The 20,410-nt window shown below is 41.4% G+C and carries 13 protein-coding genes and 1 pseudogene; 8 read left to right on the top strand and 6 right to left on the bottom strand.

All coding sequences use genetic code 11. The annotated features are described in order from the left end of the window. Nucleotides 1-1,368 precede the first annotated feature (1,368 nt). The 3 genes and pseudogenes from PING_RS11100 (at nt 1,369) to PING_RS21860 (ending at nt 3,724) form a co-directional block, all read left to right on the top strand. Nucleotides 1,369-2,361: a GGDEF domain-containing protein gene (locus PING_RS11100; protein ID WP_011770453.1), complete on the top strand. Its 993-nt coding sequence runs from the start codon at nt 1,369-1,371 to the stop codon at nt 2,359-2,361. 517 nt (nt 2,362-2,878) lie between these two features. After that, nucleotides 2,879-3,217, top strand: a pseudogene (locus PING_RS21865) (EamA family transporter); the annotation flags it as partial. 45 nt (nt 3,218-3,262) lie between these two features. Further along, nucleotides 3,263-3,724 carry an EamA family transporter gene (locus tag PING_RS21860; RefSeq protein ID WP_408635124.1) on the top strand — a complete coding sequence of 154 codons (462 nt, stop codon included), beginning with the start codon at nt 3,263-3,265 and terminating at the stop codon, nt 3,722-3,724. A gap of 313 nt (nt 3,725-4,037) precedes the next feature. Here PING_RS21860 and PING_RS11090 read toward each other — a convergent pair whose 3' ends face one another. The 5 genes from PING_RS11090 to PING_RS11070 all read right to left on the bottom strand — a co-directional run bounded on the left by PING_RS11090 (nt 4,038) and on the right by PING_RS11070 (nt 7,756). Continuing rightward, on the bottom strand, nt 4,038-4,409 hold the full coding sequence (locus PING_RS11090; protein WP_011770451.1) for a hypothetical protein: 372 nt from the start codon (nt 4,407-4,409) through the stop codon (nt 4,038-4,040). 473 nt (nt 4,410-4,882) lie between these two features. Next, nucleotides 4,883-5,158 (bottom strand): hypothetical protein, encoded by a 276-nt coding sequence (locus PING_RS11085; protein WP_041766421.1) that lies wholly within the window; start codon nt 5,156-5,158, stop codon nt 4,883-4,885. 449 nt (nt 5,159-5,607) lie between these two features. Beyond that, a complete protein-coding gene (locus PING_RS11080; protein ID WP_011770449.1) occupies nt 5,608-5,970 on the bottom strand; it encodes a hypothetical protein in 363 nt (120 codons plus the stop codon). A 9-nt stretch (nt 5,971-5,979) separates the two neighbouring features. Further along, nucleotides 5,980-6,204 (bottom strand): hypothetical protein, encoded by a 225-nt coding sequence (locus tag PING_RS11075; protein WP_041766419.1) that lies wholly within the window; start codon nt 6,202-6,204, stop codon nt 5,980-5,982. Between the two features lie 10 nt (nt 6,205-6,214). Beyond that, complete coding sequence (locus PING_RS11070; protein ID WP_011770448.1) at nt 6,215-7,756, bottom strand: M6 family metalloprotease domain-containing protein; 1,542 nt, start codon at nt 7,754-7,756, stop codon at nt 6,215-6,217. A 617-nt stretch (nt 7,757-8,373) separates the two neighbouring features. Here PING_RS11070 and PING_RS11065 point away from each other — a divergent pair. Next, the gene (locus PING_RS11065; RefSeq protein ID WP_011770447.1) at nt 8,374-10,647 is read left to right on the top strand and encodes a CehA/McbA family metallohydrolase; all 2,274 of its coding nucleotides are present in this window, start codon (nt 8,374-8,376) and stop codon (nt 10,645-10,647) included. 223 nt (nt 10,648-10,870) lie between these two features. On the opposite strand, the gene katG is transcribed toward PING_RS11065, so the two are convergent. After that, nucleotides 10,871-13,045: a catalase/peroxidase HPI gene (gene katG, locus PING_RS11060; RefSeq protein WP_011770446.1), complete on the bottom strand. Its 2,175-nt coding sequence runs from the start codon at nt 13,043-13,045 to the stop codon at nt 10,871-10,873. Nucleotides 13,046-14,694: 1,649 nt separating this feature from the next. Between katG and PING_RS19535 the strand changes: the two genes are divergently transcribed. From PING_RS19535 to PING_RS11045, 4 genes are all read left to right on the top strand, one after another. Beyond that, nucleotides 14,695-17,343 carry a PAS domain S-box protein gene (locus tag PING_RS19535; RefSeq protein ID WP_011770444.1) on the top strand — a complete coding sequence of 883 codons (2,649 nt, stop codon included), beginning with the start codon at nt 14,695-14,697 and terminating at the stop codon, nt 17,341-17,343. Then, the gene (locus PING_RS20995; protein WP_011770443.1) at nt 17,330-17,797 is read left to right on the top strand and encodes a response regulator; all 468 of its coding nucleotides are present in this window, start codon (nt 17,330-17,332) and stop codon (nt 17,795-17,797) included. Before PING_RS19535 ends, PING_RS20995 begins: the two co-directional genes overlap by 14 nt. Beyond that, complete coding sequence (locus PING_RS20990; RefSeq protein WP_011770442.1) at nt 17,797-18,540, top strand: EAL domain-containing protein; 744 nt, start codon at nt 17,797-17,799, stop codon at nt 18,538-18,540. The genes PING_RS20995 and PING_RS20990 overlap by 1 nt, the downstream gene beginning before the upstream one ends. Nucleotides 18,541-19,366: 826 nt before the next feature. Further along, the gene (locus PING_RS11045) at nt 19,367-20,293 is read left to right on the top strand and encodes a DUF2589 domain-containing protein (protein WP_011770441.1); all 927 of its coding nucleotides are present in this window, start codon (nt 19,367-19,369) and stop codon (nt 20,291-20,293) included. Nucleotides 20,294-20,410: the final 117 nt, after the last annotated feature.

The following is a 20,410-nucleotide window of genomic DNA, read 5'->3' as shown; positions in this document are numbered from 1 at the left end:
ACGAATATGCTTATAATTAATTTTAGTGTTGTCCAACGGGCTTGTGCGCGGCTATGGCGGAAAAGAAATACCGGTAGCTAAAGACACAACTAAGTAGGCGCACATATAAAATAAAACATTTTTAATATATCAATGTGAGAGATGGAAGCAATCTGGATTTATATATTTAAATACTGATGTGTCATCACTTGATTATCTTACCATAATTTACAGAGCCTAAAAGGTTGATCGCACTATGCCGGCTTCTTCGTGATTGCGTGAATAATGGCTGCTAAGTAAATTTGGGCTCTGATTTTTAGTTTTGTAAGAAAGTAATCGCTGGACTTCCATCTAATTGACTAAATATTAATCTTCTTTTCTATTTTATTCAGGCACTGTTTTGAATGATTATGACACAATCTTGTGCAACACAGGTTTACTTGGGTGATACACTTTACTTTATAAGGGTTTAACTTAGGGTTTAACTTAGGGTTTAACTTAGCCACCCATAATTTTTGGCACGGGCTAGCAAAAGCTATTCTCATTTTTTCCCTGTAAATGAGTGTGAGGACGCTTTAAATCGGAGGCATTATTAGATAAAGGTATTCCTTTTTCGCTGATTGATTATCTTGAATTACTGGATTGAACGGGCAGAGTATGGTTATAAAAATAGGTGGCATCTTTATTTATTTTTATTTAGCCAGACGCTTGAAAATGACGTAAAAAATTGTGAAAGAGCCTAAACCTTCTGGGTCAAGTCATCTTCCATCCAATGAAAGACGGTGTTTTCTTTAATAGTCTATGGTTTGATTTTCTATTTTGTAGGAATAGCAGTGCTCTTTTTTACGTCTGCGGATATACATAGCCCGCAGATGTTTAAAACTGATTTCATTCAGGCCATTAAGTAAATAGGCATTGCGGGCTAGTTGGTTCTTAATGTTATAGGGTCTATAGGTGGGATGCGGTGACTTGAGCAGGGCTTGTCATTGTTTTAATTTATCGATTTTAGTTTGTAGCGACATATTTTGTGGAATACGATCGGTTTTTTAGGGCTAAATCGTTAGACTATCAACCATTATTATTGAAATTGTATTCGCGCGTCGGCCTCTGAGAAGTGGCTCAATTAGGTTAATCTCATTTCCGCTGGCTTTCTCCCAATAGCAATGGCTGTGCAAAATTTGATGATTTTACAGCTTGATTGCGAGTGTGTCTTTGTTCATACTTCAGGATAAATCATGCTAATTGTCTTAATATGCAAATACTTATAGCTAGTTTTGACCTTGATATTTATGCGATAAATAGCAACCTGCTCAAGTATTAAGCCTTGAGTTATGCTCTTCTGTCGAGAAAAACACAGCTAAAGATTGTGTACAAAGGATGTTCGAATTTATGAGGTTATCTTCCCTGGAAAAACATATTCAAGAGTTAAACCGTTATCTTAATTTCCACAAGGTTTGCTGGTGGATTATGGATATTGAAAATGAGCCCGATCTCTTTTATTGCAATCAGTATATGGAGGATGTCTTTAACCTTGATAAATCTTTACCCTACCACTCTGTTTCTAATACTTGCCCTATCGCGGGTGATTATCTTAAAAATGTTGAGCTAAAATCATCTCAGCAGGCGAAATTAATATTGGCTGAATATCAGGATTTACTCAATCAAAAAACCGCAGAGTACAAAAATCAATTTCCCTATTTTGATCCAAGAACAAATATCACTCATTACTTTACAAGCAGGGCTAAGATACTTGAGCTTAACGATCAAGGAGAGGTCGCCATAATTTATGGCATTATTGAAGATACCACCGCAATAGTACGCCAGTATCGAAGGATAAAAAAACAACATAAGATGTTCAAAGAATTAAGTGAAACTGATCCATTAACGGGGTTAGGCAACAAACGTTTTTTTATGAAATTACTTGGGTTCAGCTTTGATAAAGCGCAACGAGAGCAGACTGAGCTAGCAGTATTAATGATAGATATCGACTATTTTAAGTTATATAACGACTATTATGGTCACCTGAAGGGTGATCAGTGCTTAAAGCAGGTGGCTAATGCGATTAAAAACTCCTTATCCAGGAAAACGGACATTGTCGCAAGATTTGGCGGAGAGGAATTTATTATCTTTTTTACGGGGGCGAGTGCGCAGCAGACATTACAGTTAGCCGAGTTGATAAAAAATAATGTTGAGTTATGTCAAATTACTCATCCAAAATCACCTGTCTCTGATTATGTTACAGTGAGTATCGGCGCTTATATAAAAATTCCATCGATCGAAAATTATGCAGCAGAAACATTTATTAAATATGCTGATAAAAATTTATATAAGGCGAAATCATTAGGACGTAACAAAACCGTTATTAATGAATCAAGTCTGTAATATCATCCTTATAAATTAAAAAAATGAATGTCATTTTTTTAATTTATTAATGTTATTTCTTAGTGTTATCTAATCTGTTGATGCACAAAATATAAAGATTATTTTGTCATGATTTCAGGAGGTTTTGTTGAAAAATGACTAAAAAGCTATTTTTATCTTAGGTTATTAAGGTGCCGTAATCTACTTAAGCTTAGATTTATGAAAGAACGCTATGTAACAACGCTATGTGAAAATATTACGTAATAACGTGTGTATCTTTTGGTAACGGTGAGCCAGATTTCGGTTGCGTTTTTGTATTAAATAAAGTGTTTCTTCCACTTTTTTTGCCGTTTTAGTAATCGACTCTCTAAGAGCTGTTCTGCAAACATGGGAGGCTCTCTTACTGCTTGTATTAGATAGTTTAAATTGGTTTATAAAAGACATGCAATGCTACAAAAGTTATAATAAAGCAAGGTGTTGTGATTTCTTTTTGAAATGTTCCGTGATTGCCTGACCATTCCTAACAAGAGAAAACACTATGCGTGGAGAGTTTCACCTATTACTGGCAACGCTGCTTGCGGCCATTGGATGGATTGCATCAAAATCAGTGGTTGTGGAGGTGCCTGGAGATGTTTTTATTGCTGCTAGATTTCTGATTGCCAGCCTTATTTTATTTCCTTTTTGCTACCAAAACGTGCTGATTTTAAACGCTAAGCAAGTGATTTCAGCTTGCGCTGTTGGCCTTGTTTTAGCGCTCTCAATGCAGGTCTGGGTGTATGCTGTTTCTATCACTAACAGCCTTTCAGGAGGCGCTTTTATTATGAGCTTAGCCATGATAATTGCACCATTTACTTCATGGCTATTTTTTCAAACAAGACCGAACAAGGCCTTTTGGTTGGCATTACCGGTTGCCATCATAGGAATGATGCTGCTGACGTTGTCTAATGGTTGGCATGTCGAAAAAAGTCAGTGGTATTTCTTACTCGCTTCAGCTTTAGTTTCCGTCTATTTTGTGTTTAATAAAAAAGTGACAAAAGAGGTTAAGCCGTTAGTTTCTATATTTTTACAACTATTCACCGTCGGAATCAGCAGTGCAATTTTTGTCTCCCTGACCCAGCATGCATCTTACGAATTAAGTAACAGCGTTATATGCTGGTTTATTGTGTCTACCATTGTCGCAACCTCACTGCGTTATTTGCTTCAGGCTGTAGGGCAGTATTCAGTGAATATAGAAATCGCTTCATTGATTATGATTTTAGAGCCTATTTGGATATTAATACTCAGTATAACAATGCTCGGTGAGACTGTTGAGCTCCAAAAAATAATGGGTGCCAGTGTTATTTTCTTGTCGTTATTTGTTTATACAAAGCTTTCAAGGCAATAGCCGATTTATTTTTAGTATAATACTTTGATTAATCGACTTGTGCCGAAAATATGCACTTTACAAGCTGCGTGCCTAAAGCATCAATATTTACATTAAAGTGATTTTGAAAATATTAGGGTGAAGCGGCCGTTGATATTACAAGTTTGAATTCAAACGGATCATTAAATGCTGATTGCTTTATTTTTAAAACATCAAAGCAAACAGGAGCAAGGTGTGAATGATTTTATAGCGCTGACTTTGATTTATAACAAGTTCCGGTTAAGGCTGACTTTAGCCTGTCCTGCTGAGCCTAGGGAACGACTTGAAGCACTGGTTAGGCGTTTTTAACTTCTATCCATTGCGCTAGTCTTCTCTCTAAGTGACCAAAAATTCTAAAGTGACGCCGATGAAATTTAAGATCGGTTCTTGCTTTTTGTAGCCGCTCAGCAAGTAGGGCTGCACATGTCTTCTTTATTTCTATTTCTAAGGTGTCTGACGCCAGACTGTCACCTAATAGGTGACAAACAGCTATAAACGGAGCCATGCTATCTTTTCGAAAGTATGCATGTTTACGCAGTAAATTGAGCTGTTCCATATTTGATGACAGTTGGCATACAGCCTTTGTAAAATTCTGATCTAGATGCTGAGCTAATAGCTCTGCCTGCACTTTCGAGATAAAAAACTTAAGCCTTAATGCTTCAAACATGGATGCTCCTGATGGGGGCCTGACGAGGCTATAGAAACTTTCATTTCCAATCTTTTGGCTTAAAAAACAATGGTAATTCATATTTACTTAATATTAAATGGATTGTTATATTTTCAATAATGAGCTGATTAAATTGAGTTGTCGATCTGTTTATTAAGCTGTATCGGCAGGATAACTTACTTATTTAATTGACTATTATATTTCACTCCGGGCGAATAATAATCACTAGATCACAGGTGATTAGTGCAATTAAGTACGTTTTTTGTAAAGCGCATGGGGTCAAAGGGCATTAGCTTTCAAGTCGAAAAAAATCGCATTCCACTTTAGATATTCTGACTGTCAACATGCTTTAGATTAATCAATTCCCTTTGATTTCTTTTAACGAAATAATAATATTTAAGGGATACCTGAAAATCATTAGATAACATCATGATCCCAATTATTCATGTTCACATACCAGTATATTGAAGCGATTATTCTTCAATATTTAATAATTGATATTGGCCATTATGTGGGCCGCCTATATATTCGACCTTTGCCTTAATGCGACTTCCGATGATCACGTATTTAGTGTTTTGAAAGGTAAAACAAGTTATTTCCTGATCTTTTTCAGAAAAACAGGGACCGTAAATACACTCAACGTCTTCTACTTTGAGCTGCATTTCCGTCTTGCCATTAGCTTGTTTTTCTAACCGAATAACTCGTCCAATCAAGATTGATTCATTTGGTGCTGCACTAACATTTGCCATACATATTCCCGATAATATAAAAAACAGACATAGACCAATACCCCAGACTCTATATACCCACTTGACTTCAAGATGCCGGTTAAAAGTTTTAAAATAATCATATTGTTTTAAACAGGACCAATATCGATTATTTCGAGCATATTCATTCATCACTTTCCAATATTGCTTTATAGCATTTAAATTTTACAATTATCAAACCTTATGAACGTAACAAAACCACTTTAATACGATCGCGTAATATCCTATGAATGTTGCTGCTACGTAATTGCTAACACTGCTTTTAACGCAGCTGAAATATTGATTTCCATCATTTTTTGGTGAGTGCTTGATTCATCCAATCAGACTTATTTTCTAAGTGTTAGCTATGACTTTTGTCTTTGGAAAATTATCGGGCTCTAGAGCGGTAACTGCAGAGCCCGATAGTTTAAAACTAACTCTCAGAGGCAAGGCTATCCAGCCGGCTTAGGGTGTGCAGGAGCATCATCAAAGCTGTCCAATGAGCTTACCTCGGTCAAGTCTGGGCTTGGGGATTCAGCATGTCCTATTTGCGACATGTCATCACCCGCGGGTGCAGGAGCATCATCAAAACTGTCCGATGAGCTTATCTCTGTCATATCAGGGCTTGGGGCTTCGCCATATCCTATTTGTGAGATGTCAGCACCTTCTGGTGCAGGAGCGCCATTAAAGTTATCCGATGAGTTTATCTCTGTCATATCAGGACTCGGGGTATCGACTTCAACCGCTTGCTCAATGCTTAAACCTCCAGCACTTGCGCCAGTTTCATTTATATTAATAATGATGGTTTGTGCCATTACAATCTCCTAGTTAAGGTAAAGGTCAGTAATTTGACTGGTGCTATCCTCAATCGTTCCAGAAACTGTTTTACCACTGGCTTTGGCGGTATTTAGGATCATAAACATATTAGTAGAGCCATCATTTGTGCTTGTTTTTATTTTTCTCCAGCCAATAGTGGCAAGATAAGCCCAGCAATTTTGAGAATGAGGCGTTGCGTAAGTGCGTGTTACAGCTTTGTTTGAAAAATTCATTTTATCTCTCCTAGTTCATATAAGCGGTATAGATTTTATCGCCATCAATTTGTACTGAAACATTTCTGTTGAACGCTTGTGCATAGACCAGTAATATAAATACATTGGTAACACCATCGGTTGACAGACCATCTATTTTGCGCCAGCCGGCACCGGCAATGTATGCCCAGGCATTTTTGCTGTGGTAAGTCGCATAAGTTTTGCTAATGGCCACATTATTCTTCCAAACCTTAGCTGTAGCCCCACCAACATTGACATTAGCTGTCACGTTGTCACCGGACTGAGTGATATTGGTTACCGCTATCTTGGAGTCTGCGCCAGCGTAACTTTTGCTGCTTGGCGAAGTGCTATTAGTGAATGAATTGTTAGCAGTACTAGGGTAAGCATCACCCGCGTTTCCGCTATTAATGTTTAAGTTTAGCTCCCTCAGTCCATCACATTGCTTTATGTCTACCAGATAATGGTTTTCGTCGGTGTTATTGATTTTATTGTCATCAATATGCTCAATAATCATACCTTCACCGGGCAAATGTAGATCAAAGCCGCGCTTTTTTCGGTTACTGAGCAAAAAGTACTCTTTACTGCCTGCACTGCCAATGGGCAATTTATAAGCTTGGGCATGATCTGCATAGGGTTGCAGATTGATTGCCTGATCGGCAGAAAAAATAACCGTTGGCGTGATCCAGCCTGCTTTCTCTTTACACCAGGCAGTAGGGTGAGCCGGGGTGTCGCCATTATTATTCCAGCTACCTCCGGCCATTAGATCCCAGCGTCCGGTACCTCGACTGGAGTAGTCGGTATCATATAAGTCAGGCCACCCCATTAGCAGATGCCCAAGTTCGTGTGCCATTACTCCTACTTTTCCATTTTCTGGTGCCATGAAATAACGATCAACGATCACCCCATCGACCGACTTTGGTACTATGCTCCATTTATGTGACCATAAGTCAGTCTTGTTACCAGATTGCTCGCCACCGATGCCAGCGCAGATGATCACTAAGGATTCAACTTTTCCATCGCCGGAATTATCATAATCGGCAAAGTTGACGTGCGATGCCGCTAAATCAATGACGTCCTCGACCAGTTTTTGTGCGTTTTGCGGGTAGCTGCCGAAGCCAAAGTCATTATTGGTATAATAACTTTTTGGCTTGGGCGCACGAAACCAATCTTTAGTTGGGCCACTGCCTGCTACTTCACCTTGTACATCCAGATTATTATAGGAAACTTCGCGGTAGTAATCCCGCATGCTGTTTTTACTTAATGAAAACATGAGATCATTGAAGTGACTTTTGGGTTCAGTGGCTTTTTTGTCAGAGAAGTCCACTAATAAAACCAGTGCTTTACGTACTCCTTTTACAGAAGCAGACTCTAGCGAATTGTTGTGTGAACGGGTTTTTGCCGGACGCCCGGTGATCAAGGTAAATGTTCGCATGTCGAGTAAATCTACCTGATCTATACCAAGAAGACTTCCCTTTAGGAATGCACGTTTAGACTCGTCTATTTTGTTGTGCAGATCTGGAGAGGGGGGCATTATGCATAAGTCATTACACATAGTGATATATCCTTATCAATCAAAATCAACCAATAACTTTTATTTAAATCAGGCATTAAAATCGTTACAGCCTACAAGTAACTTTTTGTAATACACTTTTTTAAAAAAAGTCGCCATTATATTGAAAGGGCTTATAAGCTAACAGTTTACAGACGTCACTTTGCACGAAAATACACCCACCTATCTAAATTAATAAGCACAATATCTACATTCCCGTGTGAAAGAATCTTTACTGTGATGCTTTTTCTGCCAAATTATTAATCAATATTTAATCAACTATAGTTCACTTAATTGTTAATTAGAAATGTTAAGTACCGTGAAATTCGCAAAAAAATATTATATAAAGTCAATGTCGAGTGCTTAAGGATTTTTTAATAAAACTTGAATGATCATATACTTCTTGAACTATTTCTCCCCAAACTGACTTTTAAATCTACAAATATGTGGTGTTATTCGGATCAGTATTTTAATTTTAAACTTATGAATTTTATATATTTTCTTAAAAATCAAATACTTGGACTTTTTTGCACTTTTGTCGCAGACACTGTAGCCTGCTTTTTACTAAATTCTCCTTTAAATAAAAAGCAGGCTACAGTGTCTGCGTAAGGTAAACAGTAATGATAAAATCATTTCGTAAAACCCTGCTTGTGAGTGTCGTTATGTTAGCTTCTGGTTTGGCTGCCACGGCGCAGAGCCATGCAGCGGTCAGTATTATTCAGGGTAAGACTATTATCCCCGCCGGTAATGCAACTTCCGAGAAAGACTTAACCGTCAGGAATAATAAATTGGCCTTTTCGTTAGCGGTTGGCTCTGCGCCTCCTTGGGGTGTAGCGCGTGGTTGTATTGTTGATATTGCCAATGTTAAAAAGGATGGATCCTTAAGTAATGACCGTGTCGCCTTTGCTGATTTCATTCCAAATAACTGGTCAAGCTGGCCGAACACTTATCAAAACGTTGAGATCATTAAAGACAGTAAGGATGAGGCGATAGTTAAGATTACCCGCGATTTTGGTAAGATGGTCATTAGTACTGTTTATAGCCTGGCATCAGACTCTGATCTTATTCATGTTAAAACCACCATGACCAACGAAGGTGAAGCAGTCGCTGATCTGTTATCCGGTTATACATTATGGCCGGATGGTGGTTATAAGTTTGCCGTACCGGGTTATGCGGGTAAAGACGAAGCGGTGGTTGATAATCCGATAGCAGACCGTTTTGTTGGCTATGGCGCGGATTGGGCAATTGCATTGCATGCGCCGTATATGACAGAACTAAAATACAAATCACGGGATCTATATGCAAAACATAGCCTGAAAAAATCACAATCAATGTCCTTTGAAGCTCATTATCAGGTGCTGGCCAGTGGCGACCTTTCGCCGGTGGTTAAGGCTGAGATTGAGCGTAAAAATCTGCAGGCGGGAACGTTGACGGGCAGCGTAAAAACTCAACAGGGTAAGTCTGTCAATCAGCCGGCGGTGGTCGTGCTTAAGGATGACGTGCCATACATTTGGGTAATAGGTCAGAATGGCGAGTATAATATTGATTTGCCTGTGGGAGATTACCAGGTATACGCGGCGGGTAAGGGTTATTCAGACAGTACAAAGCATGACATCACTATCAAAAATAATGAGTCGCAAACACTTTCTTTCGCTGACCTTTTATCCCCGGGCGAAGTCAATATCCAGGTGACGGATGCACAGACAAAGTCTGCATTAGACGCTAAAATTCAGATTGAAAAAGGTAATAAACCGCTGATTGAATTTTTTGGTGCGAAAACATTCTTCACCCAGTTAGACAGTATCGGGCAGGCCAAATTTACCTTGGCCCCCGGTGATTATCAGCTTAAAGTCTCTGCTGGTGATAATTTTTTAGCTAAACCTGTGTTGCTTGATGCCAGCATTGTACCCAATAAAACAACCAACCTGGCCAGCGCAATCCCAGTCAGTACTTATCCAACGCAACAAGGTTGGTACGCGGGTGATCTGCATCATCATGCCGATGTCTTGGAAGGGTTGACGTCACCTGAGTATCTGGTGCGTTCACAACTGGCAGCCGGTCTTAATGTTACTTTTGTGAGTGACCATGACTCAACAAAAAACAATGTGGTTATTAAAGCGCTATCGGATAAGCGTGGTGTACCCTTTATTCCATCGATAGAAATCTCACCGTCGTGGGGACATTTTAATGTCTTCCCTGTTGAGATTGGCGCGCAGTTATCGGTGGATCCGGGTGTGGATGATATTCACAGCATTATTAAAGATGCCCGCCGTATGGGAGCAAGCGTAGTCGCTTCTAACCATCCCTATATTCCTTATGGTTATCTGAGCAGCCTGGAGAAAAATACGGCACCCGGTGGCTTTGATCCAAGCATTGATCTGATCGAGATAAATGCAGTAGTGGATTATAAAAAAGCGATTGAGAAAGCACGTCAGCTATGGTCTGAAGGTTTACCTTACTACTATACTGCCGGTTCTGACACACATGATGTCTGGAATCAAACAACCGGTCTTAACCGTATGTTTGTCTATACAGGGAGTAAACCAAACGCTAAAGCATTTGCTCAGGCAATGAAAAATGGCCGTGCTTATGTGTCATTTGGCCCCGTAATATACCCACAAGACGTTATGTTTGGCGACACCATAAAGCTGGCTAAAAATCAGCAGAAATCAATCAATTTTGACCTGCTATCGGTTAATGGGCTTAAGTCGGTGCAGTTAATCGGCAATGATGGTGTGATCAGTGAGCAGACGCTATCGGGCGATAAGGTATCGGTCGTATTTGATCTGCCACAAAAATCAGGCTGGGTAAGTTTAGTCGTAGAAGATAAGAAGGAAAAGAAAGCTTTTTCAAACCCAATATGGCTGAAAATGGTTGATAAAGCACAATTCTGAGGGTTCAGTCGCATTCGAATAGTTTTAAAGCGCACTAAGCAGAAAGTTGAAGTGTTCTGAAGAGGATAAAAAAAAACGGGGTTTATGTGCAAACATGACCCCATTTTTCGATCTTTGTAGCGTATTTTTTAGTTAAGAGATGGGCTTTAGGATAATATATTCAAGTGCTTTTTATTATCCCCACGGCGCAGTGATCTGCGCCGTAGGGAGCTATGCTCAAAAATCAGATCAGATCGAAACGATCAGCGTTCATCACCTTAGTCCATGCAGATACAAAGTCCTGCACAAATTTTTCCTTGTTGTCATCCTGTGCATAAACTTCGGCATAGGCGCGCAGGATCGAATTCGAACCAAAGACTAAATCAACTCGTGTTGCTGTCCATTTGACCTTATCTGTCTTACGGTCGCGGATTTCATAAAGATTATTACCGGTCGGCTTCCAGGTGTAATTCATGTCCGTGAGGTTAACAAAGAAGTCGTTGCTGAGTGTGCCTTCATGCTCGGTCAACACACCGTGCTTAGTGCCACCTTGGTTAGTACCAATCACCCGCATACCCCCAATCAGTACGGTCATTTCATGCGCGGTTAGTCCCATCAGTTGCGTACGGTCAAGCATCAGCTCTTCAGCGCTCACGGCGTAGTCCTGCTTAAGCCAGTTGCGATAGCCATCATGAATAGGTTCCAGTACGTCAAAAGAATCCAGATCCGTCATCTCATCTGTTGCATCTCCGCGCCCGGAGGAGAACGGCACCGTCAGATCAAAACCAGCGGCTTTTGCGGCCTGTTCAATACCGACGTTACCTGCCAGCACAATCACATCAGCAACACTTGCTTTGCTTCCGGCCGCTATGCCTTCAAGCACCGCCAGCACTTTACTTAGACGTGCTGGCTCATTACCTTTCCAGTCTTTTTGCGGGGCGAGACGAATGCGTGCTCCGTTAGCACCACCGCGCTTGTCCGAACCACGGAAGGTTCTGGCACTGTCCCATGCGGTCGATACCATTTCGCTTACGCTGAGATCACTGGCAGCTATTTTGTCTTTCACCGCCTGAATATCATAATCAGTGCTTCCTGCAGGAACCGGATCTTGCCAGATCTGCTCTTCTTGCGGTACATCAGGGCCGATATAACGCACCTTTGGTCCCATATCACGATGGGTCAGCTTGAACCATGCTCGTGCGAAGACCTCGGAGAAATAATCCTGATCCTGGTGGAAACGATCTGATATCTTCCGATACTCCGGATCCATCTTCATCGCCATGTCGGCATCGGTCATGATAGGCGTTAAGCGAATAGAGGCGTCTTCAACATCCACCGGCCTGTGTTCTTCCTTAATATTAATAGGTTCCCATTGCCAAGCACCGGCCGGGCTTTTTTTCAGTTCCCACTCATAATTTAGCAACAGTTGAAAATAGCCGTTATCCCATTGGGTAGGGTTTGTCGTCCATGCGCCTTCAATACCACTGGATACAGTATCGCGGCCAATACCACGCTTGGTTTTATTTAACCAGCCAAAGCCCTGATCTTCAATTTCAGCACCTTCAGGTTCTGCGCCGAGCTGATCGGCATCGCCATTACCATGACATTTACCCACCGTGTGACCCCCAGCGGTGAGCGCGACGGTTTCCTCATCGTTCATCGCCATTCGCTCAAAGGTGACTCGAATATCATGAGCTGTCTTAAGCGGATCGGGATTACCGTCCACACCTTCGGGGTTAACGTAAATCAATCCCATCATTACTGCGGCCAGCGGATTTTCCAGATCGCGCTCACCGGAATAACGGCTTCCTTCGCTGCCGCTAGGCGCAAGCCACTCTTTTTCTGAGCCCCAGTAGGTGTCCTTTTCGGGATGCCAGATATCTTCACGGCCAAAGGCAAAACCAAAGGTTTTTAAGCCCATAGATTCATAAGCTATAGTGCCCGCATAGGCAATTAAATCGGCCCAGCTGAGCTTGTTGCCATATTTTTTCTTGATTGGCCAGAGCAGACGACGCGCCTTGTCCAGGTTTACGTTATCCGGCCAGGAGTTGATCGGTGCAAAACGCTGGTTGCCGGTACCGGCACCTCCTCGTCCATCGGCAATACGATAAGTCCCAGCGGCATGCCAGGACAGGCGGATCATAAGACCACCGTAGTGCCCCCAGTCCGCCAGCCACCAGTCCTGACTCTCGGTCATCAGTGCGTGCATATCTTTCTTGAGCGCTGCTACGTCAAGCTTCTTGACCATTTCCCGATAGTTAAAGTCCGGCCCCATCGGATTAGTCTTACTATCGTGTTGATGAAGAATGTCGAGGTTCAGGGCCTTCGGCCACCATTCCATGTTCGATATGCTAACTTCTGTTGCACCGCCGTGCATCACTGGACATTTACCGCCAGTATTTGTCGCATTTTTGCTCATATTCATTTTCCTTGTGTGGGGTGATATACATGAATCTTAGTTAATGGCACAACATGATTACTTAAAGTAACCACTTTGGATTACAATTCGTCTTGTCAAAACACAATTGTGACAGAGCTGCCTGTTATCAGACTTCCTAGGCACAGAGCTGGACATACGTAATTAACTGTACTTTATACGAAAATATATAACATTATGATTTTAAATATTGTTTTTAAATCATGTTTTTTAAACGACAGTGAAATTTCATTATTCCGGGTTGAAGTTAGCACTTAGCAATTAACCTAAAAGGTTTGGCTACCGATACTTTTTTGAACAAAAAAGCAGGGAATTCCCTGCTTTTTTAATTCTAGCCTATCAGCTTAAAATTTCGTTGATAGTAATGTAATTACCTACACGCTCAGTCATCTGCTCAGCAGCGGTATTTACCGGCAGTGTTTTTTTACCGAGTCTCCAACTGCAGGGCAAAATTCGCCAGTTGCAGTTGCATGCTGCCATACTTCAATTTGAGGTAAGAATTCATTCAGATTACGACTCACTTACCTTCGTAATAATCACTAGAAACCATTGTATAATGACCTTTTTGAGTCATACGCTTCCATTTTAAATTCTAGCATTTCACTGCAGATCATTGTTTAACTGATTTTTTTTCTTCTTTTTGTAGTCGAAAAGATTTTATACCTGTTTATATACTCTACGTATATTTGATCATTCTAATTTAAATGTAAAATAATTAATTCCTATTGATCTGATAGGAAAAAACATGGATATTTTGAAAATAGGATCGCATAAAACATTAAGCCCCTTTATTTGTAATCTCTATAGTTCAAAATATAGGGTGAACTTTAATGCATTAATAATAGGCAAAATTTGATTGGCTAAATAGAACGAAGCGAAATAACCCGCCATATTTTGTCCTTGTTAATTAATTTTTTTATGCAATTTGTTACGATGCTCTCGCCATTATTTAACAAGCATCTCTTGTCTAAGGAAAATTATTTCACATACATAGACTGAATACTCAAAAGTATTCCAGTTATAAAGCGTAGTTCAAATAACTGCTGAGCAGGTTTGTATGTAAGTCATGTTGAAAAACCCCTACAAGCAAAGGCAAAAACAACAAACTTAATAACGCTATTACTTATTTCAACAGTCTGGAAAGTTTTATGATGTAATAGCCCCGTCATCGCTATATGATTATAAGTAATTGATACTTAATGACAACGTAGGTATAATATTTACTCGTTAAAAATCCTGTCGATCAAATGTTGATTGAATTTTCGACGTTTCTAAGTGCGATTGATATCACCGCGGGCTTGCTGGTTGATTTCTCTGTTCGCTCTTCAATTTTTAGTAAATTAAATGCCGTTAATGACGCGTTCACTTGCCTGTTAATCGCTTTAATACCAACCTAGCCCATCTGTTTTACGATCCGATTTACTGATAAAGTGGATATCAATCGCTGCAATTTATTTTATATTAAATGGAGCACTAGAAGCGGGATATTCCTTATAAATCAATCATTTGTTATGGTGCACCAGTACTTAATAGTCGTCAGGGACGCAAGAAAGGCATTATTCTACTCAATTATTTTGGCAATATTCTGATACAGAATTTTCGTACAATAATCAAGGGCTAGGAAATACACTATGGGTGATAAAAAAACACAAAGTATCTACGTTTATAAAATTTTGATCACCGCTGGCTTGGTGGCCTGTCTGGTACTTGTACTGCTCATCTTTGGTAGTTACATGGTTGCAGATGGCGTTATTAAGACCAACCAAAAAAACAGTGCTTTGATCAATGTCAGTGGTCGACAGCGTATGCTTTCTCAGAGCATTGCCGATATCAGCAGTAATCTTATAAGTTATCCTGAAGAACGACAAAACTTACGTCACAGACTATTGGAAGTGTGCAATTTAATAGAAAAGTCCCACCAGAGTCTGCTTTATGGGGATCAAGCTATAGGATTATTCGGTGACCCCTCGAGTGAGATCAAGCGGATGATGTTTGAACCACCACATAGTGTGGATAAGGGCGTGAGTGATTATATTGAGGCTGCCCGTTCCTTGATTAATACTTCTGACAACAAGTTAACCATCGCTAATCCAGACATTCGCTATATTCATGCTAGCAGTGGAGTATTGCTTAATAACTTAAATGATATAACTAATCAGTATCAGCGTGAAGGCGAGGCTGGTCTGGCCGACCTACGCGATCAGCAGAAAATTATTATGGCCACGCAGATTTCAGTCATCTTGCTGCTCACTCTGCTTATCTTTTTGCCATTGGTGCGCCGAGTGCATCGCGAGATACTTAAAGCTGTCATGTCAGAAAAACACTTATCTAGCGTTATAGATCATATGTTGGATGGTCTGATTACTATCGATGCGCAGTGCATAGTGCAAAGTTTCAATCCTGCCGCTGAACGCATCTTTGGCTATAAAAGCGAAGAGGTGGTGGGCGGCAGCGTCAATATCTTAATGCCGGAACCTGATTATAGCGAGCACAATGATTATCTTAAACGCCATCTGGATACGGGAATAACGAATACTACCGGCATCAGTCGCAAGGTGGTGGGTAAACGTAAGGATGGCAGTACTTTTCCACTTGATTTGTCTATCAATGAAATGCATCTTAGTGAAACACACCGGTTCTTTTGTACGGTGCGTGATATCAGCGTGCGTCAACAACACGAACAACAACTGATTGCTGCCAAGGAAACAGCAGAACAAGTTAGTCAAGCCAAGGATTCATTCCTTGCCACTATGAGTCATGAGATACGTACTCCTCTTGCCGGAATGCTGGGCATGCTCGAGGTGCTTTCTATGTCGCCGCTTGATCACGAGCAGGAGCCAATACTGAAAGCAGCGTGGGACTCTGCCAGAAATCTGTTACGAATTGTCAACGACATTCTCGATTGGTCAAAAATTCAAGATGGAAAATTAATCCTTTCTCCACAATCGACCTCAATTCCCATGCTGCTACAAGAGGTGGTCAATACCTATTCACATGTCGCCAGTGCTAAAAATTTGAAGTTGTGGCAGCATGCCGATTCCCAACTCAGCGCTGCGCATATTGTCGACCCGCTTCGCCTTTCGCAGGTACTGAACAACTTTGTCAGCAATGCGCTCAAATTTACCGAACAAGGAGAAATCGAGCTGTGCGCTGAACTCTTAGAGCAACTTGAGAGCGGTGAGCGGATACGTTTTTTTGTCAAGGACACCGGTGTGGGCATCCCCAAGATTGTTCAGCCAAAATTGTTTGAACGCTTCCAACAGGAGAGTGCAGATACCGCCCGCCAATATGGTGGAACTGGACTAGGACTGTCGATCTGTCTGCATCTGGCAGAATTTCTGGATGGGAAGATCGAACTGGTCAGTGAGCCAGGGCTGGGTGCCATTTTTAGCATTACCGTGATTCTGCCCATTTCTGCGGCGCCCGGCGAGGCATTACCAACGCCAGTCCCTGTCGTTGAGCAGAAGAAGATAAGGCCACTGTTTGACAACCGCGAGGATGCACCGATGATATTGGCGGTAGATGATCATCCTATCAATCGCGACCTGCTGGCGCGCCAGATCACGTTGCTTGGTTTACGAGTTGAGACGGCTGAGGATGGGCTGGTCGCATTGTCAAAGTGGAGGGCAGGGCACTTTGCGCTGGTTATCACTGACTGTCATATGCCGGAAATGGATGGTTATTCCTTTGCACGAGCGGTTCGCAAGATAGAAATGGAGGAAATACTTCCACGCACCCCAATCATTGCGTGGACGGCCAATGCGCGCATTGAGGAAGGGCAGTTTTGTGAGGATGCCGGGATGGATGGACTATTGGTCAAACTTAGCGGTATGACACTATTAAAAACGATGCTGGCCAAGTGGCTGTCGATCCCTGCACCAGAGAAGAATCAATTCACCGCTTATGCTGGCGGTGAGACTAAAGGCCCTATCGATTATGCCGAGCTTAGCAAGGTTGTGCCGGACAGCGCCGAGCAGATTCAAGTGCTGTATGATTTTCAGCAATACATTAGCGCTGACCGCGGCAAATTGATTGAGATGTTAGTGCAGGGTGATCCTCTCAGTGTGCAGTATACCGCCCACCGCATTAAAGGTAGTTGCCTGATGGTGGGCGCCACCGAGATGGCAAGTGCGTATGCAACGATCGAACAGACTGCAATGGAAGGAAATATAGACGGTGCACGAACAAGAATGACCGAACTGCATGATGCATTCGAACGATTTGATAGCTATTTGGCTACATTAACAGACTCGAAAGGAGAGGCGGATGAAAGCGAGTGAACTTAATATTCTGGTTGTAGAGGACGATAGCTTTCAACGGCGGATGGTTGTCAACATGTTGCGTTCTGTGGGTGTGACTGCAATCTGCGATGCAGAAAATGGCAGGCAGGCGCTTAATCTGCTGCATGAGTCAGATGCCAGGCCAGTGGATATTGTTATTTGTGATATGGATATGCCGGAAATGGATGGCATGGAATTTTTGCGACATTTAGGTCAGGAAAAAGTGGCAACCTCGATCATTATACTCAGTCAGCTGGACCGCGCATTGCTGGCTTCAGTGGCAAAGATGTCACTCGCTTATGATATTCGTCTTATCGGTGTTGTAGAGAAACCGATCACCGTTGCACAACTTGAATTACTGATTTCTAAATCTATGTTGTCTACGGAAGTTAAATTGCAGCAAGCAGTGACCGATACTAACATGGTGCACCTGTTTTCAGTCTTGATGAAATAATGATCGGTGTGCGCGCGAAACAATTTGAGCCATTTTTTCAGCCAAAAGTAGATTTTAAAACGGGTCGTATTATCGGTGCTGAGGCGCTGGCGCGGTGGCTACATTCAGAGCACGGGGTGATCACGCCTTATGCATTTATCCATTTGCTTGAACAGAGCAGCGAGATAGACGAACTGACATTTCTGATGCTGGAGAAAGCGACGGTTGCGTGCCATTTATTACAGGATCAGGGTTATGGGATGACAATTTCGGTCAATCTATCATTGACCTCACTCAGCGATATTACGCTGGCAAAAAGAATTACTCAGGTGGTGCGGGATGCCGGCGTTGATCCGACTAAAATCATTCTTGAAATCACCGAGTCAGCAGCGATGACCGAGGTTGCCCCTGCCTTGGAAAATTTGGCAAGATTGCGCATGCACGGTTTCGGTCTTTCTATCGACGACTACGGCACGGGCTACGCCAGCATGCAGCAGCTCACGCGGATTGCCTTCAATGAACTAAAAATAGACCAGTCTTTTGTGAAGGACGTCGCCACTAATCAGTCGCTACGAATCATCGTTGAGTCGAGCATCAACATGGCGCGAAAGCTACTTGTTAATAGCACTGCCGAGGGTGTGGAGACACAGGAGGATTGGGATACAATGAAGAGCATTGGGTGTGATACAGCGCAGGGTTATTTTATCGCTAAGCCAATGAATTTAAATGCATTTATTGAATTTTGTGCGGAATATTCAGCCTGAAAAAGTGGTTTTGAACATGACAAAAAAGCGAGCAATCAGAGTTCTTTTTTGTATTTACCTGTGAGATAGTAATCTGTTCCATTAAATTCGACTCAGTTATGCTCGCTTTTCCCCGAATATAATCATCAGTAGTGCCTAAGTTAATTTAGTCACTTATTTTTAGTTTCTAAGGCGCCTTATTAATTAAACTGAGCCACTGTACTGTTACCTCTACTGCCAATAATATTTTCTTGGAGTTCGAGTCACTAACCATAAACAATACAATAGACATTGGATTCCTAAATATTACTCTGTAGTTTTCAACGAAATGCTAATTTTTGTAGCCGTTTGAAAAGTGAAAAATAAGGCAGCTAATGCTCAGTTCATTCTTATTAAAATCACTTTTATATAAGAAGTTGTCCAAACTATGCTGCCCAAACCATGCCACACAAGTGAGCTCTCATCTTCTTAGCTAAATAAGTTCATTCTTGGGTATCTGTATCCAACATATCGTTTAACATATCTATCATCTCCGGTAAGGGGCTGGTCAACTTGGCTTTACAAGTCTGCTCCTTTAGGGGCGGTATAATTGACTATTAATATTGTTTTCACTTGTATTTCTAACCCTAAAAATAATCTTTACTTACTTGGTAAGTGTACCATACTCTTTGTAAGGCCCTCTAGGTTCTATAGGCTCTATAGGGTGTTACTTAACAATAATCCTATTCGGATTTTATCTGAAATAAGATGATTGTTGTTATCAATACTGAGTTTTTATTTTAAACCGTATTGGAGTGCACCAGCAGAGCATTCGATTTGCGTTAATGTTAAATGCGAGGAAAGTATTATGGCTATTTCAAATTATTCCCCAGGACAGGAACTTTCAAGTATCGATTTTCAAAGCATGATCGGAGGGCCGCTGGGCGCGATAGTAGATGCGCAGGCTCAGGCGGCTCTTTCAACCGTTGATTTTATAAAATCAGTCGGCTTTACGCCGGATTCTGAGGATGAGACAACGGGTGAAGTGACGCCTGGAACACCCGTTTACGTTAATTTTAAATATCCTAAAATGGTCTCGCCCTATGAAGCGGCTATCAAAGGTAGAATTACAGGTATTGCCGTTACTAATGGGGGCTCTGGTTATACCGAAGGTGCTGCAGTGACTATTGCAGGCGTCGGGACTGATGCCAGAGCAACAGCGACAGTTAATGGCAGTGGTGCAGTAACAGCGATTAATGTGACCAATGCTGGCAGTGGTTATGATGGAAGTACTACCGTTTCTGTTGCTGGTGGTACAGGACTTGCGGTAACTGTTACAACTGAAGATAAAGATGCGGTGCCGGCTGTCTTTGCTGAGATGCAGTTGGAAGTGCCTATTTTAACAATGTTACCCATTCCGTTTATTAGAGTTGAAGAGGGGGAAATTAATTTCAATGCGAAAATAACGTCGATGGAGTTTACAAATGTTGGTTCTGAGTTTAAAGGATCGACGAGTTTTGGATATAACTCCAGTACATCGGGGAGTGCGAGCGGCGGCTCTGGGGTGATCACATCACTTTTTGCAAAATCCAGTGCTCAAGTTAAATATAGTTCATCGGTTAACTTCAAGGTTAATGCTTCTTATCAAAGAACTAGCAGACAGGGCAGTAAAGTTGATAAAACCTATCAACTTGGTGTGAAGATTAAGATTTCCCAGGATGAAATACCAGCAGGTATGGAAAAACTATTGGGTATTTTGGAAGATGCAATAGTTGCTCAACCAACAGGAAATTAAAGATGGGTCATTATGAAAACCCGAGAGCCGAGTTTTCATCATAAATGCCTGATCCAGATAATGGCCGAATGTGCGTCATTTATCTGGGTTAGGCATTTTAAAACTACAAGGAAATAG

The organism is Psychromonas ingrahamii 37, assembly GCF_000015285.1.
GTDB classification, from domain to species: domain Bacteria; phylum Pseudomonadota; class Gammaproteobacteria; order Enterobacterales; family Psychromonadaceae; genus Psychromonas; species Psychromonas ingrahamii.
Note: the sequence above shows the minus strand (reverse complement) of the source record. Positions and strands in the feature narration are given on the sequence as shown.

Excerpts from the sequence above, each read along its gene's own strand:
- PING_RS19535 (WP_011770444.1), top strand. The coding sequence starts at position 14,695 with ATGGGTGATAAAAAAACACAAAGTATCTACGTTTATAAAATTTTGATC.
- PING_RS11045 (WP_011770441.1), top strand. The coding sequence starts at position 19,367 with ATGGCTATTTCAAATTATTCCCCAGGACAGGAACTTTCAAGTATCGAT.
- PING_RS11100 (WP_011770453.1), top strand. The coding sequence starts at position 1,369 with ATGAGGTTATCTTCCCTGGAAAAACATATTCAAGAGTTAAACCGTTAT.
- PING_RS11065 (WP_011770447.1), top strand. The coding sequence starts at position 8,374 with ATGATAAAATCATTTCGTAAAACCCTGCTTGTGAGTGTCGTTATGTTA.
- PING_RS11085 (WP_041766421.1), bottom strand. The coding sequence starts at position 5,158 with ATGGCAAATGTTAGTGCAGCACCAAATGAATCAATCTTGATTGGACGA.
- katG (WP_011770446.1), bottom strand. The coding sequence starts at position 13,045 with ATGAGCAAAAATGCGACAAATACTGGCGGTAAATGTCCAGTGATGCAC.
- PING_RS20990 (WP_011770442.1), top strand. The coding sequence starts at position 17,797 with ATGATCGGTGTGCGCGCGAAACAATTTGAGCCATTTTTTCAGCCAAAA.
- PING_RS20995 (WP_011770443.1), top strand. The coding sequence starts at position 17,330 with ATGAAAGCGAGTGAACTTAATATTCTGGTTGTAGAGGACGATAGCTTT.
- PING_RS11080 (WP_011770449.1), bottom strand. The coding sequence starts at position 5,970 with ATGGCACAAACCATCATTATTAATATAAATGAAACTGGCGCAAGTGCT.
- PING_RS11070 (WP_011770448.1), bottom strand. The coding sequence starts at position 7,756 with ATGTGTAATGACTTATGCATAATGCCCCCCTCTCCAGATCTGCACAAC.
- PING_RS11090 (WP_011770451.1), bottom strand. The coding sequence starts at position 4,409 with ATGTTTGAAGCATTAAGGCTTAAGTTTTTTATCTCGAAAGTGCAGGCA.
- PING_RS11075 (WP_041766419.1), bottom strand. The coding sequence starts at position 6,204 with ATGAATTTTTCAAACAAAGCTGTAACACGCACTTACGCAACGCCTCAT.
- PING_RS21860 (WP_408635124.1), top strand. The coding sequence starts at position 3,263 with ATGATGCTGCTGACGTTGTCTAATGGTTGGCATGTCGAAAAAAGTCAG.